The sequence below is a fragment of the Flavobacteriales bacterium genome, assembly GCA_021739695.1.
Lineage (GTDB): Bacteria > Bacteroidota > Bacteroidia > UBA10329 > UBA10329 > UBA10329.
Genome location: JAIPBM010000027.1, coordinates 19,948 through 38,344 on the forward strand (window position 1 = coordinate 19,948; position 18,397 = coordinate 38,344).

Below are 18,397 nucleotides of genomic sequence, written 5' to 3' on the forward strand. Positions count from 1 at the left end.
CTTGCATGACAGATAGAACGGTACGCGTTTCTACATTTGATGCATATCAGCTATTCTCATGCATCAATTCAGATCAATTATTGGCATCGTTGCACTGTTTTGCAGTCAATCGGTGTTTGCCCAATTCTTGCCGCATTCGCTAACAGCAGCAGAAAAAACGATGGATTACCAACCGCCAGCAGCGCTTGGTTTTACAACACCGCCATCATCGCCTGTCCGGACTCCTGCAGAATGGGAAGAGATTGATGGACTGTTTGTGCGATGGGAAGGCATATGGTCGCGTTCTGTGCTACGCGATATTGTGAAGTATGCGAAAGAAGAATGCACTGTTTATGTGATTACAGAAAGCCAAAGTTCTGTAATCACCTATCTCAATCAATTCGGAATTGACCAAGCCAACATTGTTTTTGTAAACGAACCATCAAATAGTATTTGGTTCAGAGATTACGGACAATGGAACGTTTACACCAACGATGTTGATTCCTTGCTTTGGGTAGATTGGATCTATAATCGCCCGCGGCCTTATGACGATGTGCTTCCAGTATCGCTGTCAGATATGCTCAATATTCCATTGTATCAAACACTATCAGCCCCAAACGATCTTGTAAATACGGGTGGGAATTTCATGGTAGATGGCTTCGGAACTGCGTTCGCTTCCGAACTGATTCTTGATGAGAATGACGCGCCAAATCAATACGGAACTTCTGATCATTCAGAATCTGAGATTGATCAGATCATGATGGATTTTATGGGAATTGACCGATACATAAAAATGCCAACGCTTCCGTACGATGGCATTCATCACATTGATATGCACATGAAATTGCTTGATGAGGAAACCTTGCTCATTGGACAATATCCATCGGGCGTTGCTGATGGTCCGCAGATCGAGTCAAATCTGAATTATGTTCTCAATAATTTCAATTCTGTATTCGGCACGCAATACAAGGTCATTCGTATTCCAATGCCACCAGAAGGAGGACAATATCCTAACCAAAACGGAGATTACAGAACGTACACCAATTCGGTATTCGTGAACAATACGATACTAGTTCCGATGTATGAAGAACAATGGGATACAACGGCTCTTCGAATCTATCGCCAAGCTTTGCCAGGTTATAAGGTAATTGGAATTGACTGCAACGAGATCATCACGGCTTCTGGTGCTATTCATTGCATCACCAAAGCACTTAGTTCTGATGATCCGTTGCTGATCCGACATCAACCATTAGCTGACCAACAGTTTGCTCCTTTTGACTATCAGATTGATGCGCTTGTTCAGCACGCTGAAGGAATTAGCTCGGCTTCGGTTTATTGGACAACAGACACGACAATCGCTTACTCGTCAGTACCAATGACACTTACCGATCCAGCGAATAATACTTGGACCGGTTATATCCCTTATCAGCAGGCTGGGGCAGAGGTGTTTTATTATATCCATGCTGAAGCAACCAATGGCAAACAACAAAATCGCCCGATGCCTGCACCTGAAGGTTACTGGAATTTTCACATTTTCGGATCTCCAACTGGGGTAGAAGACCTTGATGCTGTTGCCATTACTGTGTATCCGAATCCTTCAACTGGAGTATTCAACGTGGTAATGGAAAATGCAGAAACAGCTGATTACCAAGTGACAGACATAGCTGGTAAAGTACTGGTAAAGGGAAGTTTGTCGACAGACAGAAAGTTGCTAGACCTTTCAGCCTACAGTGCAGGAGTTTACTTTATTACAGTGAACTCAACTAGCTGGGAATCAACACATATGTTGAATCTGTTGGATTAAAATCCACAGAATTTATTCCGCTGTTCAATTGCCACTTCAAGTCCTAAACTTGAAGCTTTCACAATATCAGCGCAACCATCATCTTTCTTACCAATGATCACTTTTTCAACTCCACGGTTCATGTACGATTCAGCGTCCTCAGGATTGATGGAAATTGCTTTTGAAAAATCACGGATTGCATCTTGATGCTGGTCTCTTTTTGAGTAGGCAATTCCTCTATTGTAAAACGCGTCTGCGTAGTTTGGGTCAACAACAATGGCTTGCGTATAATCAGCAATGGCACGTTCAAATTCTTCTTTCATTCGGTAAACGATACCTCGGTTTACGTAACCTTCAGCGCTGACTTTATTTACGCGAATAGCAGATGAAAAATCTTCAATTGCTTTGTCAAACTGATTCATCTGGCGGTAAGATATACCACGATTGATGTAAGCATCCATATTTGATTTATCTGCATCCAGTACGGTTGTATAGTCTTTGATTGCCTCTTCGTGCATGGCAAGATTTGTAAGCGCCTTTCCACGGTTAAGTCTCGCTTCCATATTATCGGGAAGCAAGTTCACAGCCGGATTGAAGTTGGCTAATGCTGCTTTCGAATTTCCTACAGCATTGTAGAGATTACCAGCAGTTAAATATGCTTGAGCATTGCTTGGGTCAAGGCTCGTTGTTTTTTCAAAGTCTGAAAGGGCACCTGTAGTTTGACCTATGGCTGCTTTGGCAACACCTCTCCAATAATACGCATCCGTGTATTTTGAATCCAAGCTGATACATTGGTCGAAATCAGCGATAGCCCCTTGCATATCGCCTGCTTGGGCCTTGCCAATTGCTGTTTTGAAGTATTGAGACGCGTCTTGCCCAAAACTTTTGGTTGCAAACATGAAAGAGAAGGCGAGTAGTAAATATCTCATTGAATTCTTTGGGTTTTGTGGCATGCGTACGCGTTCTACGTAGTTTATGATTTTTTGTTTCTAAGCAATTCGTACTCCCATGACAATAATGTCATCAACTTGTTCGAGGTTACCTTTCCAGTTTTGCAATTGCTTGCTTACAAAATCGTATTGATTATCGACTGGTTTTGTGTGAATTTCCTGCAACATGGCCTTGAAACGTCTGATCATGAATTTCTTTCCATTGTGCCCTCCAAACTGGTCGGCAAACCCGTCAGAGAAAATGTAAACCATGTCTCCCGATTGCACTTGTATGGAATGGTTGGTGAACTCTCGGATCTCCTCTCCAACGAATGTTCCCACAGGAAAACGGTTCCCCTTGATTTCCTGTAATTCTCCATCTCTGAATAGATATAAAGGGTTGTATGCACCAGCGAATTCCAGAATATTTGTCTCTTCATCCCAACAGCACAAGGCAATATCCATACCATCTTTTACGGTAGATTCCTCGTAGGTCTGATGCAAGGTGTTGGTTACACCAAGGTTAAGAAATTCAAGTATTTCAGATGGTTTGGTAAGGCCAATCTGTCTAATAGCCTGTTGCAATAGATTGTTTGCCACTATCGACATGAATCCTCCGGGTACACCGTGACCGGTGCAGTCTACTGCACAGAAAATCCGTTTTGACCCTACTCTTTCTGCTAGATAAAAATCACCGCTTACAAGATCTTTCGATTGGAAAAACACAAATGAATTTGGTAAAATGTCTTGAACATCGCGCCATGCTGGAAAAATGGCTTTTTGAATGCGCTTGGCGTACTTGATACTGTCTGTAATATCCTTTGCAAACTTGGCTATTTCATCTCGGCTGCGTTCAATTTCGGTCTTTTGTTCTTCAATTTCAATAGTGCGTTCGTAAACAAGTTGTTCAAGTTCCGTTTTGTCTTTTATCAGTTTGTACGTCCGGTACCGAACAAATGCGATGACGCCCAGCGTGAGTGAAATTCCAAATAACGTCCAAAACCACCAGGTTAGCCACCATGGTTTTGAAACTGAGAACTGATAGACGACAGGTTCAGTAGTCCATTCGCCTCCGTTTTTAGAAGCATAAACAATAAGCGTGTAATCACCGTTGGGTATAGTGTTCTTTATCTCATCATTCCCTTCTTGAACTTGCCAAGTGTTTGAAAGTCCTTTCCATTGATATTTGTATTTGATTTTGTCAGGATTTCGTAGGGAGATTCCTGCCAACTTGAAGCTGATATCGTATTTATCATAAGGCAACTTTAAGTTTGGAATCATTTGTTGCTTGATTCCGTTTATCAACATTTCACTTATCGATAATTGTGGCGCACTTTTGCTTGATTTGTCAATGCTTGGATTGAATTTCACAACGTTGTGAGTTGAAGAAATCCATATGTTTCCGTCCTGGTCTTTGAATAGGAAGGAGACCATGCTGTTTTCGGTTGGCGAAAGCTCTTCTCGATTTACAATTCGATTTACTGTTAGGTCTGAAGTAAGTTGAGTAATTGATTTTTGGTGGCTTACCCAAATGAAACCATCATTGTCCAAAACCATCTGGTAGCAGTAGTTTGATGGCAGACCGTTTTCTGTGTTGATGGGATGAGCTATTCCGTTTTCTAGAACAAAAATTCCGTTACCCATAGTGGAGAACCATAGTCGACCTTTTGCATCTTGCAGGATGTAACTTACATCTACAATATTTTGGGCTTCACCTTTTTCTATGAACCGGACCTTGTCTTTCCACAAATACGCTATACGGTTGCCTTGACAAGCGACCCAAAGGCGGTCTTCATTGTCCAAATAACTGAATTTGACATTATTGTGTGGAAGACCATCGAGCGTTGTAAGATGTCGTTTTAGTGTTCCATTAAACGACAGTTGTAGCAATCCGGATTTTGTTCCGGCCATTACGCCACCATTAGTTGGTAGAATATAATTAATGGCATCTCCGAGGGTTCCTGCGTTCAGATCTATATGGTCAAACGCAGTTGAGCCCACAGCAAGCCTGTATATTCCAGACTTTAATGTCCCTACCCAAATGGTGCCGAATTTATCTTCAGAAATGGCAGTCACCTCATTTCCGCCAACGTAATGGTACTCGTATTTTGAATTTTGCGCGTATTCTGAAGTTTTAAAAAGGCCTTTGTCTATACCTAGCCAGACGTTACCTTTTGAATCTCTGAAGAGTTGAGTTATGGATTGTTCCTTTAACCAGTTCTCATCAAATGGTTGATGAAAAACATTTTCCACAATTTGCACAAGACCACCGCCAAAAGTGGCTATCCAAATATTGGATTCATTATCCTGGAAGATGTCACGAATCAGTTGATCACTTTCAATGTGGCCTTCAAACCGTTGCTCAACGAATTGAAATCGTTCTGCACCAAAAAATTCTAATCGGATAAGACCATTACCGAAAGTGCCTAACCAAATTCTGCCTAAACGATCAGCAAATATTGTCTGTACATCATCAACGCTTTCGCCCGTTGACAGTTTAAATTGGGAGACTTCCTGATTCTTTGTAAAAGGAGCCTGTACTGTAAAAAGCCCTGCATCTTCAGTACCAACCCAAAGTTGGTCCTTTCGGGTTTCATAATGGAGTGCCGTGATCTTCGTTTCAGGCAATCCGTCAATATGTCTTAATACCTGAAAGTCATTGCCTACTTCAAATCGGATTAACCATAGACCATCATTACTTCCAATGATAAACTCTTTGTGTTTGTAAGGAATAACCGCATTGATAAGCATATCCCTTTCGGACATATCGTATCTGCTGGTGTCTGTTCCGTTCGCCCAAAACACAGATCCAGAACGTGAAAATGCCCAAATACCGTCCTTAGCATCCTTGTAAATGTGCTTTATTTGTCCGTCAATTCCGGTTTTAATGATTTGAGGTGTGTTACTCTCATAAACGCCTATCGCTCCATCAAATCTGCCAAACCAAACTTCGTTCTCACCTTTGTAAATGGACGTTATGTATCCTAGTCCGATTGAATCGTCTTCGAGCGTTATCTTATTGAATGTTTTTCCATCGAAAAGGTCGATTCCACCTTTATTTGCCACAATGAGCTGTCCGTTAGAACTCTGCGTGATGGCTTCGCAGAAATTACTTGAAATGCCATTTACTTCCTCAAAGTGACGGATGGTGAAGTTTTTTTGCGCAGTAGATGAAATAGGTAATAGAAAAAGTAAAGGCGCTGCTAACAGCAGTACCCACCATGAACCGTTGAACGTGTTCCTGTGAATCACTTTTCGAATACGTTATTTCCTTTGAACCGCTCTCCTTCTCTCATCTTTTCGATGAGGCTCAGACTGTATTTGAAGCGTTGCACTCCGCCAATTGGAATAGTATAGAATCTCATGTATTGACCGTACTGATTCTTGAAGCTGAAACAGACATTGTTGTTTTGTTTCGCTTTTTCTTTAGTTCGGATAAATTGAATATCAAGCGATGAATTGCGTTCTGTAGGAAGAATTTGGTGCGTGCTATTTCTCCAATCTGCCTCATTGCTCATTTCAACCCATTCTCCTTTCTTCTCGTACGATATGATCTTGATAATTCCATCATCATCCCAATCATAATTGAATTGTTGAATTGAAACAACATCATCAGAAATGTACGGGTATAAATGGGAGATTGCATTAGGCTCGCTCGGTATTCTGAACGTCCATTCGTAACCAAATGCGTTGGCACCTTCTATGGCAATGTTAACGTTGGGTCCGCGACTGAAAAAGTAGCTGTATAGATTGCCATCATTGCCTTCAATTCCTTCCGCTACAATTTTAAAAACGTAACCATTGAACTCTTCTATGAATTCACCTTCTTTTGGGTCAAGAGGACCGAAACTATACCATTCATTATCGTATTTTTCAGATTCTCCGAAAGATCTTGAATCGAGGAGCGTTCCAGCTTTGTAGAAACCAACGGGATCTGTTTGCTGCGCATCCGGAGTTGACCATGCTCCTTTGCCACCGTAGATACTGAACTTCGTTTTAGTATCGATTCCATTATATATCTCATCGTGCTTTCCGCCAACTTCCGGGTCGAACACTCTGATGTAAAATGGATCAGTTTCGTTTTTTGGAATTGACAAGAAGAAAACCTGCGAATAATCATCATCTCCGTAGGTTTTACTCGCCTGCTTTCCGAAGGTGACCAAAAAAGGTATGTTGCTGTTAGTAGGAGGTACTGGCTGAGCTAATCCTTTTTCGACATAAAGCGTGAAAGTGGATAGCACGTAAAGGCAGAGCAGTACGTTTTTAAGTCGGAGTCTAATCATGAACCTTCAGGCCTTTGTCAATGTTGCAATTCTTTACGCAGGCCATCTCCTTTAGTTACAGGCCGAATTGATTCAATCGGTTTGCAAGTTTCGTTCCATTTTTGATGGATAAGAATCAATCTCCATCGGCTAATTGGTAACTTCGAAGCCTCAAAATGAAACTAGCTAAGGCCTTATTGGGATTGCTGATCACAGCTGCGGTAATCTACCTCGGAGATCATGCCATAGGCTCTTTTCCGCCATTGGCTAAGTTCATTGATCCTTACCACGGTTTTTGGCAAAATGCCGAGTATTCTGAAGGCTCGGAAAATGAAGCGCGGTTACAATTTGATGAACTGCATTCACCAGTTCAAGTAGTCATGGACGACCGTGGTGTTCCGCACCTTTTCGCAGAGAACGACCATGATCTTTATTTCGTTCAAGGCTACGTCACCGCTCGCGACCGACTTTGGCAGATGGAGTTTCAGACACACGCTGCAGCTGGTAGACTTTCGGAACTGGTCGGAGAAAAAGCTCTTGAATTTGATCTGGAACAGCGAAGAATTGGAATGACTTGGGCGGCTGAAAACGCGCTGGAGTTGATTAAGAAAGACAGCGCAAGTTGGCAGGCACTGAATACCTATGCGGATGGTGTCAATCATTACATAGCAAACCTTTCAGAGAACGACCTTCCGCTAGAGTATAAACTATTGAACTACCGACCAGAAGAGTGGAATGTATTCAAATCGTCTTTATTGCTGAAGTATATGGCAAAAATGCTGACGGGCACAGAGCGTGATAGACCGAATACGGAAGCCCTAAAGCTTTTGGGGCCAGAGCTTTTCAACAGACTTTTTCCAGATCAGAATTATTTATCTGATCCAATTGTCCCTGGTTTTTCAGTGGATACCACAACTGTCCCAGAAATTCGATTGGATGGCTTTGCTTCTGAGGCTTCGTGGGATATGAAGGAGATTCAGCCACATTTCGTTGGGAGTAACAACTGGGCGGTTTCAGGTAGTAGGACCGAAAGTGGTTCTGCCATATTGTGCAACGATCCTCATCTGAAATTGTCGCTTCCGTCCATTTGGTATGAGATTCAGTTACACAGCACTTCGCTTAATTGTTACGGTGTTTCGTTGCCAGGTTCGCCCGGAATTACGATTGGATTCAATGATAGCATTGCTTGGGGAGTAACCAATGCAGGAAGAGATGTAAAGGATTATTATGCCATCGATTTTGTCGATCACTCAAAAGGAACTTATCGATTGGGCGGAGAAATCATGACTGCTTCCCAGCGCATTGAGGAAATAAAAGTGAAGGGGAAAAAGTCTGTTTTAGATACGGTGCTTTATACCAAATATGGGCCTGTTGCACTATCGAATAAAAAAGAAAATCAGTTTTTAGCACTTCGCTGGTTTGCTCACGATCCGTCTAACGAGCTATTGACCTTCTACAAGCTTAATCGTGCGTCCAATTTCAACGATTACGAAGAAGCACTTTCGTACTACAATTGTCCGGGGCAGAATTTCGCTTGTGCTGATGCGAAAAACAATATTGCCATTTGGCAGCAAGGGAAATTCAAGATAAAACCTAAAGATTACGGGAAGTTCATTTTAGATGGAAGTGACCCCAAAAACCTTCAGGAACGGTTCATTCCACAAGCACAGAATCCGCATATGCTGAATCCGGAAAGAGGTTTTGTGAGTTCTGCAAATCAACCAGTAACAGATGCGAGTTACCCATATTACTATTCGGGAGTATATGAGGAATTTCGAAATAGGACCATCAACGATTTTCTGAGGAAGGATAGTTCCATCAGCATACAAGACATGATGGATCTTCAACTTTCCAATTACAATTTGCTTGCAGCGGAAGTGTTGCCGATTTTGATTTCCATGCTTGACACTTCTGATTTTCAGAATAAGGAGAACGAACTTCTGGCGCTGCACGAATTGCAAGGTTGGAATTACAGGAACGATAAGGAACTTATTGCACCAACAGTATTTGAGATATGGTGGGATGAGCTGAACAATATTCTTTGGGACGAATTCAATAGCATCGAATGGGATCAGAACATGTACTACCGCTATTCATGGGAGCAATTGATGAATGATGGAAAAGCAAAAGTGGATATGCGCGACCCGCGATATGTCTATCCGATGGCAAAAGTCACTATCGATCTATTGAAGAACGAACCAGATCATCAGGTTTTTGATCATCGATCTACCAATAATAAGATTGAAGTGGCTGAGAATGTAGTATACGATTCGTTCTATTGGACGGCCATGAAATTTGGAGATATCATCAAATACAAATTCAATCAACCTTATTGGGGACAGTATCAAGCCACGCGTGTTCAGCATTTGATGCGATTGGATGCTTTCAGTTCCAAAAAATTATTTGTTGGAGGAAATGAGAATGCACCGAATGCGACCACTTCCACTCATGGACCATCTTGGCGAATGATTGTTCAAATGGATTCAGATGGGCCAAAAGCTTGGGGCGTTTTGCCTGGCGGGCAATCTGGAAATCCGGGAAGTAAACAATATTCAACTTCGCTCGAATCGTGGTCTAACGGGGAATATCATCAACTGAACTTTCTGCATGATCAATCTCAAACGGATAGTTTATGGACTTCACAAACTTTTAAGCCGGTTTCGGAATGAACTTTTTGCTGCGCGTAGTTCTGATTGCAGTGCTTGGGGCAATTTCTCAGGTTTATTTGCCGTGGTGGACGGCTGTTGTCGTAGCTTTGTTGGTTGAAAGTATCATCGGTAAAGGAGACAATACTTCGTTCTTTTCCGGGTTTTACGGTCTTGCAGTTCCGTGGATGGTTTTGGCAACGTATATCGATGTGAAAAGCGAATCGGTTTTATCAATACGAATTCTGGAATTGCTGAAATTACCGCAGTTCAGTTTCGTGCTTATAATTGTGACTGGGCTTGTTGGAGGACTTGTAGGTGGTCTCGGATCTATGACTGGAGGATTGATTAATAATGTAGTGTTCAGGAAAGATGGATAAACCAATAAGCGTATCGCTGGCCTTAGGAAGTGGAGGGGCAAGAGGGCTTGCTCATATTGGCGTTATTCAAGTGTTGCAAGACGAAGGTTTTTCGGTACAGAATCTTGCAGGCTCGTCAATGGGTGCATGTGTTGGTGGTATTTATTGCGCAGGAAAACTGGATCTGTTCACAGATTGGGTTTTGCAACTCAATAAACGTGAAACACTCCGGTTGATGGATTTTACCATGTCCACACAAGGAGTGCTGAAAGGGCAGAAGGTGCTTCAGCATCTCAAATCTATTTTAGGCGAAATCAGGATTGAAGATTTCGACATTCCATACACGGCCGTAGCCACGGATGTGAAAACCAAAGAAGAAATTTGGATGCGAACTGGTGACCTTTACACCGTTATCCGTGCTTCTTCTTCCATTCCAACTCTCATGATGCCATCAAAGATGGGAGACAGAATTCTTATTGATGGAGGAGTGCTCAATCCATTACCGATTGAACCTTTGATGCCACGAATTACGGATTTGGTTGTGGCAGTAAACATTAATGCGCATGCAGAAGATCACCAGCGCTATCGCGAAGTGCATATTTCAGCAGAACAGGATAAGATTGAAGAACAGACCGAAGAAGAAACATCGGCATACACCAGCCGAATGGTAAGTACTGTAAAGAGCTGGTTGAATATGGCTAAGTCGGAAGAGACAGACAAAAATCAGGAAACCACGCTCAATTATTTAGGAATGCTTAATAAGACCTACGATTTCATGCAGGACCGCATGTGCGAGCAGAATATTGAGATCTACAAACCAGATATGGTCATAAACATTCCGCGCTCCGTTGGTGCCACATTAGAATTTTACCGCGCAAACGAAATGGTAGAAGAAGGCAGAATTGCCGCTAAAAAGGCCATTTTGGAATGGCGGAAAAAACAGCTTGCGGTATGACGTTCATTATTGTGATCATAACGGGTGTTGTTTCGTTCGCTGCTTTTCAGAGCAGAGAATTGATGGCCAAACTCATGTTCAATGCCTATTTGGTCAAGCATTCCAACGAATGGTTCAGAGTAATTACCCATGCATTCGTCCATTCTGGTTGGATGCATTTGATGGTGAACATGTGGGTGCTTTGGAATTTCGGAGACATGACCGAGAACGGATTTGTTGAATACCGTGGCTCAGGAGGTTCGCTCATTTTTGTTGCGCTTTACGTAGGAGGAATCCTTTTCGCCACGTTACCATCCTATCGAAGACATCAAGACGATTTTAGTTACAATGCAGTAGGAGCGAGTGGAGCAGTGGCAGCAGTGCTTTTTTCGGCCATTTATTTTTCGCCAACCATGAATCTGCTACTCATGTTCATTCCAATTCCAATTCCAGCTATCATATTCGGAGTGTTTTATCTAGCGCTGGAATGGTACCTCGATAAACAGTCTAACGACAATATTGCCCATGATGCTCACTTTTGGGGCGCAGCCTTCGGATTTTCCTTCTCGGTGCTAATGGCTCCCGATAGAATGCAGTATTTCGTGCAAGAGATTTCAGAACGATTTCTAGGATGAACAAAGCTTTATTTCTAGATCGAGATGGCGTTTTGAATCGAGAACGAGGCGAATACACGTTCCGTTCAGAAGATTTTGAGTTGCTTCCAGATGTGATAGAATCGCTGAAACTTGCACAGGAAAAGGATTATCTGCTCATAGTGATTTCAAATCAAGGAGGAATTGCAAAGGGCATTTATCTAAAAAGTGATGTCGAAAAACTACACGGCATTTTGAATTCAACCTTGAAAACGAATGGCGTTCATCTGAGCGAAATCTATTACTGTCCACATCACAATGAGCTTGGAAAGTGTCTTTGTCGTAAACCGAATTCGTTGATGTTGGAAAAAGCCATTGCCAGATTCGATGTGGATGTAACCCGTTCTTTAATGATCGGAGATAGCGATAGAGATGTAAGAGCAGCCGAAAATGTTGGGGTAAATGGAGTGCGCATCGATCCAAATACAAGTATTCTTGAAATTGTGAGTAGCTTGAAATGAGTACAGTACAGCTAGTAAACGGAAAATTCCTTCTTACTTCGGATGGTGTTTTGAGAACCGATAATCGTGGGTTTTGCTACGGAGATGGTTTTTTCGAATCGATGCGTGTGTCCAAAGGCAATGTTCCGTTTTTGCGAGGACATTGGAAGCGGCTGCTCCGTGTCACCACTTTCTTACGGATGGAATTGCCTAGTTCTTTTACGGAGCAAATGTTTGGCGCTTACGCGATGGAGTTGGCCATGCGTAATGGTTTTGAGAATGCCCGAATTCGATTTCAAGGCTACAGAATGGGAGCGGGGCGATATTCTCCTGAGAATAACATGCTCGGCTGGAGCATGATCTGTCAACCGCTTGAGAGTTCTGAATATCAGCTCAATAAGACAGGATTGAATGTGGGATTTTGTACTTCACACACGATCAATCCAGCTCCGCAAAGCTCGTTTAAGACAAGTAATTCTTTGCCGTATGTAATGGGAGGAATCTTTGCATCAGAGAATGGATTTGATGATTGTTTCTTGCTAGATGTTCGTGGAAATGTGGCTGAAGCAACAGGTTCCAATGTGTTTTTGCTGAAGGGAAACAAATTGATAACACCTGACCTCTCTAATGGTGGAGTGGCTGGAGTTATGCGAACGGTTGTTCTTCGCGAGGCAACAGATTTAGGTTTGACTACGTCTCAAATTAAAATGAGGAAAGAAGATGTGCTTGAAGCCGATGAGTGTTTCCTCACGAATGCCACCAGAGGCATCCAATGGGTTGGAGCAGTCGAGAAAAAGCGATATTTCAAAAGGTGCAGTTCTCGTTTTACCGACCACATCAATCGAAAATTCGATCTTCTCAGTTAAGTCGTGGGTCTTCGGGCAAATTGACCATGTAGGCAAATGGATCTCCCATGCCTTGGAGGACATCAGACCAAAGTTTTTCTGGTTTTTGTGTGAAAAGAATTTCTTTGGAAGCACGCGCCACTATCCAACTCTTGCTTTCCATCTCGTTTTTTAACTGGCCTTCAGACCAACCAGCATAACCAACGAACAGACGAATTTCATTTGGTTTGATATCGCCTGAAAGCATCAATTCCTTGATGGTTTCAAAATCTCCACCCCAATAAACTCCTTCCATCACTTTTTTTGAGTTTGGAATTCGGTCACCAAGTTGGTGCAAGTAATGCAGCGTTTCTTTTTGCACTGGACCTCCAAGTGCTAATCGGGAATCGAACACTGGAGCGTTTTCGATGGCTTCGTTCAAATACATTGGAATCGGCTTGTTCAAAATGAGGCCAAAAGAACCATTTTCGTTGTGCTCTGTCAGAAAGATCACCGACCGTTTGAAATACGGATCTTGCATGAAAGGTTCAGAGATCAATAATCTCCCCGCACGCGCTTTAATGCGTTGGTTAGGTACCGTGAATATGTCAGAAACATCCATCGATACTAATAACGCAATTTTCAAATTAAATGTTGGAGAAATTTCAAGATTCACACACAGCGTCTAGAAAGTGCTATAAATACAAAGCCCCAAAAGCAAACGCTTTCGGGGCTTCATTTAAACGATTTAACTCGTGACTATTTTTTAGCGGCTGCTTTTTTAGCAGGGGCTTTCTTAGCTGCAGGTTTTTTTGTCGTTTCTGCTTTCTCCGTTTCCGCTTGGGCCTTTGGTTCAGCTTTTTTAGCGACTACAGGTGCAACATATGCATCGCTTGACTGCTTTTGTCTTCTTACTCCGTAAGATCCATTCGCAATTTTACCGCGCTTACTTTTGATATCTCCTTTTCCCATAATGCTTTTGAGTTTTTGGTTCGACTTTGGACAAACTTAGCAAAATTGATTTTGTAGCGCTGTTCAGTAAATGCATCAAACAAAAAAAGCCCCGTCATTTCTGACAGGGCTTTTAAATTAAATGATGGTTTCTACGAATGCTATTTGGTAAGTATCAAGCGCTCTGATACGTTCAAGTTATCACCTTTCACAATCAGGGTATAAACACCAACTGCAAGGCCACGGGTATCAATTTGATGAGTACCCGTAGGTCCCGTTGATTGGTAGTTCCAAACTTCCTGTCCAACAGAATTCAGCATCCGGAAGTCAAGTTTAGATATCGCATCTGAGTTATAGCTGAAAGTGAAATTCTCGGAAGAAGGATTAGGATACACACGAAGGTCAAATTTCTCTGTTTCACTAATGTCAACAGTGATTGAAGAACAACCTTCAATTATAATGTCATCAAGATCCAAGTATAATTGATCCAACGCGGTATGGCGGAATCCAATATAAACACTTTGAAATGCATATGGATTTGACGGAAGAGGCACCGATTGGGCTGTCCAAATTGTATCTCCATCTGTTGACGCTGCGTTATCAGCAACCGAGAAAAGTGTTGTAGCACCAGTAAAATTGGCAACAGATGTTCCGGTAGTATTCAACAAGACGCTGTATCCATCTCGGTACAAATTATTTCCATATCGGTGCTTCCAAGAAAGTGTTCCACCATCTGAAGGCATCGTAATAGGTCCAAATGTTAACCAATTGTTTGCAGGAACGGTTGTGTTTACGAACCAAGAAGTAGCTCTAAGGAAGAAGTTCGTGTCTCCAGGAGCTACAACCGTATAGAATCCCATCCATTCAGAATTCCATCCAACATTAGCCAGAGTGGTAGCAACTGCCTGTTGGTCAATATCAGCAGCAAGCACGTCAAAGTTTGGGGCATCAGTATCGTTTACATAAAACAGGTCACCATCAAATGCCATCAGATCTTCACAAGTTGTGGTTGTTCCGCCACCACCGATACAGAAATTGTGTGTTGCTGAGGAACCAAAGTTGGCATTAGTTGCGGTCATTTGAACTAGTGTGGTGTTTCCTTGAGTGATTGTGTAATTACCATTAATGGTACATTGTGTGTACTGCGAACCATACATTCCATCGCCAAAAGAATCATCGATGATGAAATCATAGCAATCTTCTGCCAGGCAAAGCGATTCTACAACTTGCTGTCCGCTGGTGTTGTTTACGTATGGTCCGCCAGAAGTAATTAGCTGATTACTTGAGTTTCTGATCTCCCAAGTTATCTCGTCTCCGTAGCAATCTAGGTTCAACGTTAGAGTAACGGAACTTCCACCCGAAGCAACATTGAAACTTGAAGTCGTTTGGTCGTTGCTCGTCACCTGATCGGTATTACTTCCGTTCAAGCTACCAGAAACTGTTTTGGCAGTGAACGTATGTGTCGTAGCGGACGTTGTCATTGAATTCAGAGTAACATTTACTGAGCTGTTCGAAGCTAAACTCCCTGTCCAGTTGTATGTAGTTGGGCTGTTAGAATCTATGTAATACTGAATTTGAACAGAACTTAGCGTTGTACTGCCATAGTTACTCAGTGTAACGATCGGAGAGAATGTCGTATTGCAAAGCGATCCAGTTGGAACAGAAATGGCAGAAATTGCGGCATCGAAATTTGTTGAAACACCACAATTATTCGTGTTAACAACGGCATTTCTCACACCAGCAAGAACGCTACGCATGTAAGAGGTTTGGTTGGTTGTAAACCGATTTTGGCAATCTTCAGGTGTATAATCCATGTAGTTCGTGATCATTTGACCAGAACAATTGCCATTGTAAGTGCAGTTGGACATGGAAACTTGCTTTGCATTCGGAGTATCAGCAAATCCGTCTCCATCAGAGCAGGTATTTGGAGAAGAATCGCTGAACGTGTGAGATAATCCAAGATAATGACCCACTTCATGGGTTAAGGTCCTATTGGTTAATGAACCCCAAGGCCAAAGTCTGAATCCTTGATTTTGATTCGGGTCGTTGCCAATACATATGTTAACAACCACAATTCCATCACGTTGGGAGTTGTTAGTGACTGGAGTTGATGGCTGATAAGCATACCCTAAAGTTCCTCCAGACCAATTGCTGGGATTAGCAAGGTCGCTACCTTGATTCTCAATTTCAGATACGATCCAAACATTCAAGTAATAACGATTGTCCCATCGGCTCAATCCTTTTACAGAAACTTCATTAGAATTGGTAATACCACTACTAGAATATCCACTAACGGAAGTTCCATTAACTCGATTAATTCCTGAATGAGGATTCCCGTTCGGGTCAACTCCAGCCAAACAGAATTGTATCTCTGTGTCAGGACCTAAACCTTGCCCAATCGCTCCGTCTGCGCTTGTCCGTCTGTAATCACGGTTCAAGGCGTCTATAGCGCTTTCAATTTGAGCATCAGAGATGTTCGTTCCAGAACCAACAGCTTCACCTTTGTGAATAACGTGGAATACAACAGGAATTGTGTATACAGGTGGTGCAGCACGCTCGCCAGATTCAAATTCTGCTGCTATTCGCGAAGTCATTTCTTGAGCATCTTGCCACCCTTGTCGGTATACAGGATCAATTGCTTTTAGCGCCTCTGTATAAGAGTGCTGCCCACACTTTTCTCCAATTGTACCATCAATGTGTTCATCAACAGAAACACTGTTTTTTCCAGTTAGAAGTGAAGAGTTCGCGCCAATTTTTGTAACAGGAACCTTCACTGTATTCTGAGCAACAGAAATACCAGTTGCCAGTAGAAGTGCGAGAACGGCAGAGTAGATGTTTTTTATCATTTTATAATGGTTTGAAAGTGCGGCAAACAAACGAAAAAAAGTAATCGATTTCTGTCGTCTTGAGGTTAGAAGCAAGAGTTTTGTCTCTTATCATACGGAAACTCATCACTTTAAATTCGATAACAAAATGATTGTGCCGTAAACGAGAAATTACACGTGTATAGGATTTGCCGAAGAATCAGATTACAACTGGTTCATAAGTTGTTGATAAGGCAGTTGATACACGGTTCGTAATTACGCTGCAGGAATTTTGGAGCTAGACGTGTAAGTAGCGTAAATTTGGTAGAACCAAGTGAGAGATAAAAGGCTGGCCATAAGGCCACTTTCCAAGAAACCTCAAGGGGATTCAGAGGGAAGAAACCTGGAAGCTTAGTCTGTCTTCGGGCAGACGGGTGAGGCAGAATAGAAAGAAGTGATGCTTAGGCAGATCGGAAGTCAGGAAGGCCAACGGAGTAAGCAGTTCGCTGCAGAAAAGGAAAGGGAAGTCAGAATAACAGCAGCTTGGCGCTGAGATAAGATCACGGTCTTTTCAAGGTGAGAACGGAGGTCAATCGCAAGATTGGTCTCCGTTTTTGTTTATCCGATCATTTCGGCCGATTGCTTCCCAATCGAAGTTCCAATGGCAATTCCCATTCCTCCTAACCGCACAGCGCACGAAGCATTTGCGGACAGTCGTTTTATAATGGTTTGTTTAGAATCTCCAACTCCCATTATTCCAACCCATCTATGGTCAATCATAAAATTCGATTTCGGTAAAATCACTTCTGCAAGAAGTCTATCCAACTCATTTTGAATGATTTCAGTCGTTTCAAAAGTGGTACTGGTTTCGGTTTCCTTATCCAAATGGCGCCCGCCTCCAAAAAGCAACCTGTTTCCTACATTTCTGAAGTAATAAAATCCTTCGTTCATATGAAATGTGCCCATCACTTTCAATTTTTCAATGGGCGAGGTGATAAGCACTTGAGCACGTGCGGGCTTCACATCTAATTCTGGAAGCAGCTTGCTTGCAAATCCGTTTGTGGCAATATGGAAATGAACGCATTTAACAACCGCACCATTCGTAAATTCAACTTCAACTCCATTTCCCGAATCTGTAAAGTCTTTCACTTCCATTCCGTTCAGAATATCGATTTCCATCTCGTTGGCCAACCGAAGAAGTTTATTCATCATTTTGCCGGTATCAATGGCACCTTCATGTTTGTTCAGGATCAAGTGATTGACTCCTGAGAATCCGAATTCTGAAATTTGGTTGTCGCATACTGCGTACGTCTCTTTCAGTCCAGTCCGAGAGTTCAATTCTTTGTTTGCTTCGGAAATGAAAGCAAGGCATTCTTCGAACAAAAGCTCATCAGCATTTCGGAACAACTCAAAACCACCACAATCTGAGTAATCCATCTCAACATCTCCTACTAGTCTTCGCAACTCGCGAAGCCCATTCCAGCGTTGCTCCACAATGCTGAACACCTCATCAAACGAAGAACGTTTGAGGTCACTGAGTATTTCGCTGGCGCTTCCAAAACAAGCAAATCCTGCATTTTTAGTGCTCGCACCCGAAGGCGAACTCCCTCTTTCTACAATCAGTACTTTCGCCTGCGGATATTTACGTTTATAAAATATGGCAGTGGTAAGCCCAACAATTCCGCTACCTGCAATAAGTAGATCAATAGAATGTAGGAGTGGCCTTATTTCCCAATAGCTGAGCGTTGCTGGAAAAGATCTCTGATTCATGCCCAAAAAGTGAAGGGATTTAGTTCTTCAAAAGTGAAACAAAAAGTCCAGTTTGGTGTAAGAG

At 42.4% G+C, this 18,397-nt stretch carries 14 protein-coding genes; 7 read left to right on the forward strand and 7 right to left on the reverse strand.

The annotated features are described in order from the left end of the window. The first annotated feature begins 58 nt into the window (after positions 1 to 58). Positions 59 to 1,783 carry an agmatine deiminase family protein gene (locus K9J17_14795; protein MCF8277999.1) on the forward strand — a complete coding sequence of 575 codons (1,725 nt, stop codon included), beginning with the start codon at positions 59 to 61 and terminating at the stop codon, positions 1,781 to 1,783. On the opposite strand, the gene K9J17_14800 is transcribed toward K9J17_14795, so the two are convergent. The 3 genes from K9J17_14800 to K9J17_14810 are packed head-to-tail and all read right to left on the reverse strand — an operon-like array spanning position 1,780 to position 6,974. Next, on the reverse strand, positions 1,780 to 2,691 hold the full coding sequence (locus K9J17_14800; protein MCF8278000.1) for a tetratricopeptide repeat protein: 912 nt from the start codon (positions 2,689 to 2,691) through the stop codon (positions 1,780 to 1,782). The two genes, K9J17_14795 and K9J17_14800, sit on opposite strands and share 4 nt — an antisense overlap. Positions 2,692 to 2,751: 60 nt before the next feature. After that, positions 2,752 to 5,943 carry a SpoIIE family protein phosphatase gene (locus K9J17_14805; protein MCF8278001.1) on the reverse strand — a complete coding sequence of 1,064 codons (3,192 nt, stop codon included), beginning with the start codon at positions 5,941 to 5,943 and terminating at the stop codon, positions 2,752 to 2,754. Continuing rightward, the gene (locus tag K9J17_14810) at positions 5,940 to 6,974 is read right to left on the reverse strand and encodes a hypothetical protein (protein MCF8278002.1); all 1,035 of its coding nucleotides are present in this window, start codon (positions 6,972 to 6,974) and stop codon (positions 5,940 to 5,942) included. Before K9J17_14810 ends, K9J17_14805 begins: the two co-directional genes overlap by 4 nt. Positions 6,975 to 7,129: 155 nt before the next feature. On the opposite strand from K9J17_14810, the gene K9J17_14815 reads away from it, so the two are divergent. From K9J17_14815 to K9J17_14840, 6 genes are read left to right on the forward strand one after another with little or no spacing between them, the layout of a single operon-like run. After that, positions 7,130 to 9,622 carry a penicillin acylase family protein gene (locus tag K9J17_14815; protein ID MCF8278003.1) on the forward strand — a complete coding sequence of 831 codons (2,493 nt, stop codon included), beginning with the start codon at positions 7,130 to 7,132 and terminating at the stop codon, positions 9,620 to 9,622. Further along, a complete protein-coding gene (locus K9J17_14820; protein MCF8278004.1) occupies positions 9,619 to 9,978 on the forward strand; it encodes a hypothetical protein in 360 nt (119 codons plus the stop codon). The genes K9J17_14815 and K9J17_14820 overlap by 4 nt, the downstream gene beginning before the upstream one ends. Then, on the forward strand, positions 9,971 to 10,912 hold the full coding sequence (locus K9J17_14825; protein ID MCF8278005.1) for a patatin-like phospholipase family protein: 942 nt from the start codon (positions 9,971 to 9,973) through the stop codon (positions 10,910 to 10,912). Before K9J17_14820 ends, K9J17_14825 begins: the two co-directional genes overlap by 8 nt. Further along, entirely contained in the window at positions 10,885 to 11,526 is a 642-nt protein-coding gene (locus K9J17_14830) for a rhomboid family intramembrane serine protease (GenBank protein ID MCF8278006.1), read from the forward strand. The genes K9J17_14825 and K9J17_14830 overlap by 28 nt, the downstream gene beginning before the upstream one ends. Further along, on the forward strand, positions 11,523 to 12,005 hold the full coding sequence (locus K9J17_14835; protein ID MCF8278007.1) for an HAD family hydrolase: 483 nt from the start codon (positions 11,523 to 11,525) through the stop codon (positions 12,003 to 12,005). The genes K9J17_14830 and K9J17_14835 overlap by 4 nt, the downstream gene beginning before the upstream one ends. Then, complete coding sequence (locus tag K9J17_14840; GenBank protein MCF8278008.1) at positions 12,002 to 12,850, forward strand: aminotransferase class IV; 849 nt, start codon at positions 12,002 to 12,004, stop codon at positions 12,848 to 12,850. The genes K9J17_14835 and K9J17_14840 overlap by 4 nt, the downstream gene beginning before the upstream one ends. On the opposite strand, the gene K9J17_14845 is transcribed toward K9J17_14840, so the two are convergent. The 4 genes from K9J17_14845 to K9J17_14860 all read right to left on the reverse strand — a co-directional run bounded on the left by K9J17_14845 (position 12,843) and on the right by K9J17_14860 (position 18,333). Further along, positions 12,843 to 13,454, reverse strand: a complete 612-nt coding sequence (locus K9J17_14845) for a YqgE/AlgH family protein (protein ID MCF8278009.1) — start codon at positions 13,452 to 13,454, stop codon at positions 12,843 to 12,845. The two genes, K9J17_14840 and K9J17_14845, sit on opposite strands and share 8 nt — an antisense overlap. A gap of 113 nt (positions 13,455 to 13,567) precedes the next feature. Next, positions 13,568 to 13,780: a 30S ribosomal protein THX gene (locus K9J17_14850; protein MCF8278010.1), complete on the reverse strand. Its 213-nt coding sequence runs from the start codon at positions 13,778 to 13,780 to the stop codon at positions 13,568 to 13,570. A 140-nt stretch (positions 13,781 to 13,920) separates the two neighbouring features. After that, on the reverse strand, positions 13,921 to 16,605 hold the full coding sequence (locus tag K9J17_14855) for a zinc-dependent metalloprotease (protein ID MCF8278011.1): 2,685 nt from the start codon (positions 16,603 to 16,605) through the stop codon (positions 13,921 to 13,923). A 576-nt stretch (positions 16,606 to 17,181) separates the two neighbouring features. Further along, positions 17,182 to 18,333, reverse strand: coding sequence for an FAD-binding oxidoreductase (locus K9J17_14860; protein ID MCF8278012.1), 1,152 nt, complete (start codon positions 18,331 to 18,333; stop codon positions 17,182 to 17,184). Positions 18,334 to 18,397: the final 64 nt, after the last annotated feature.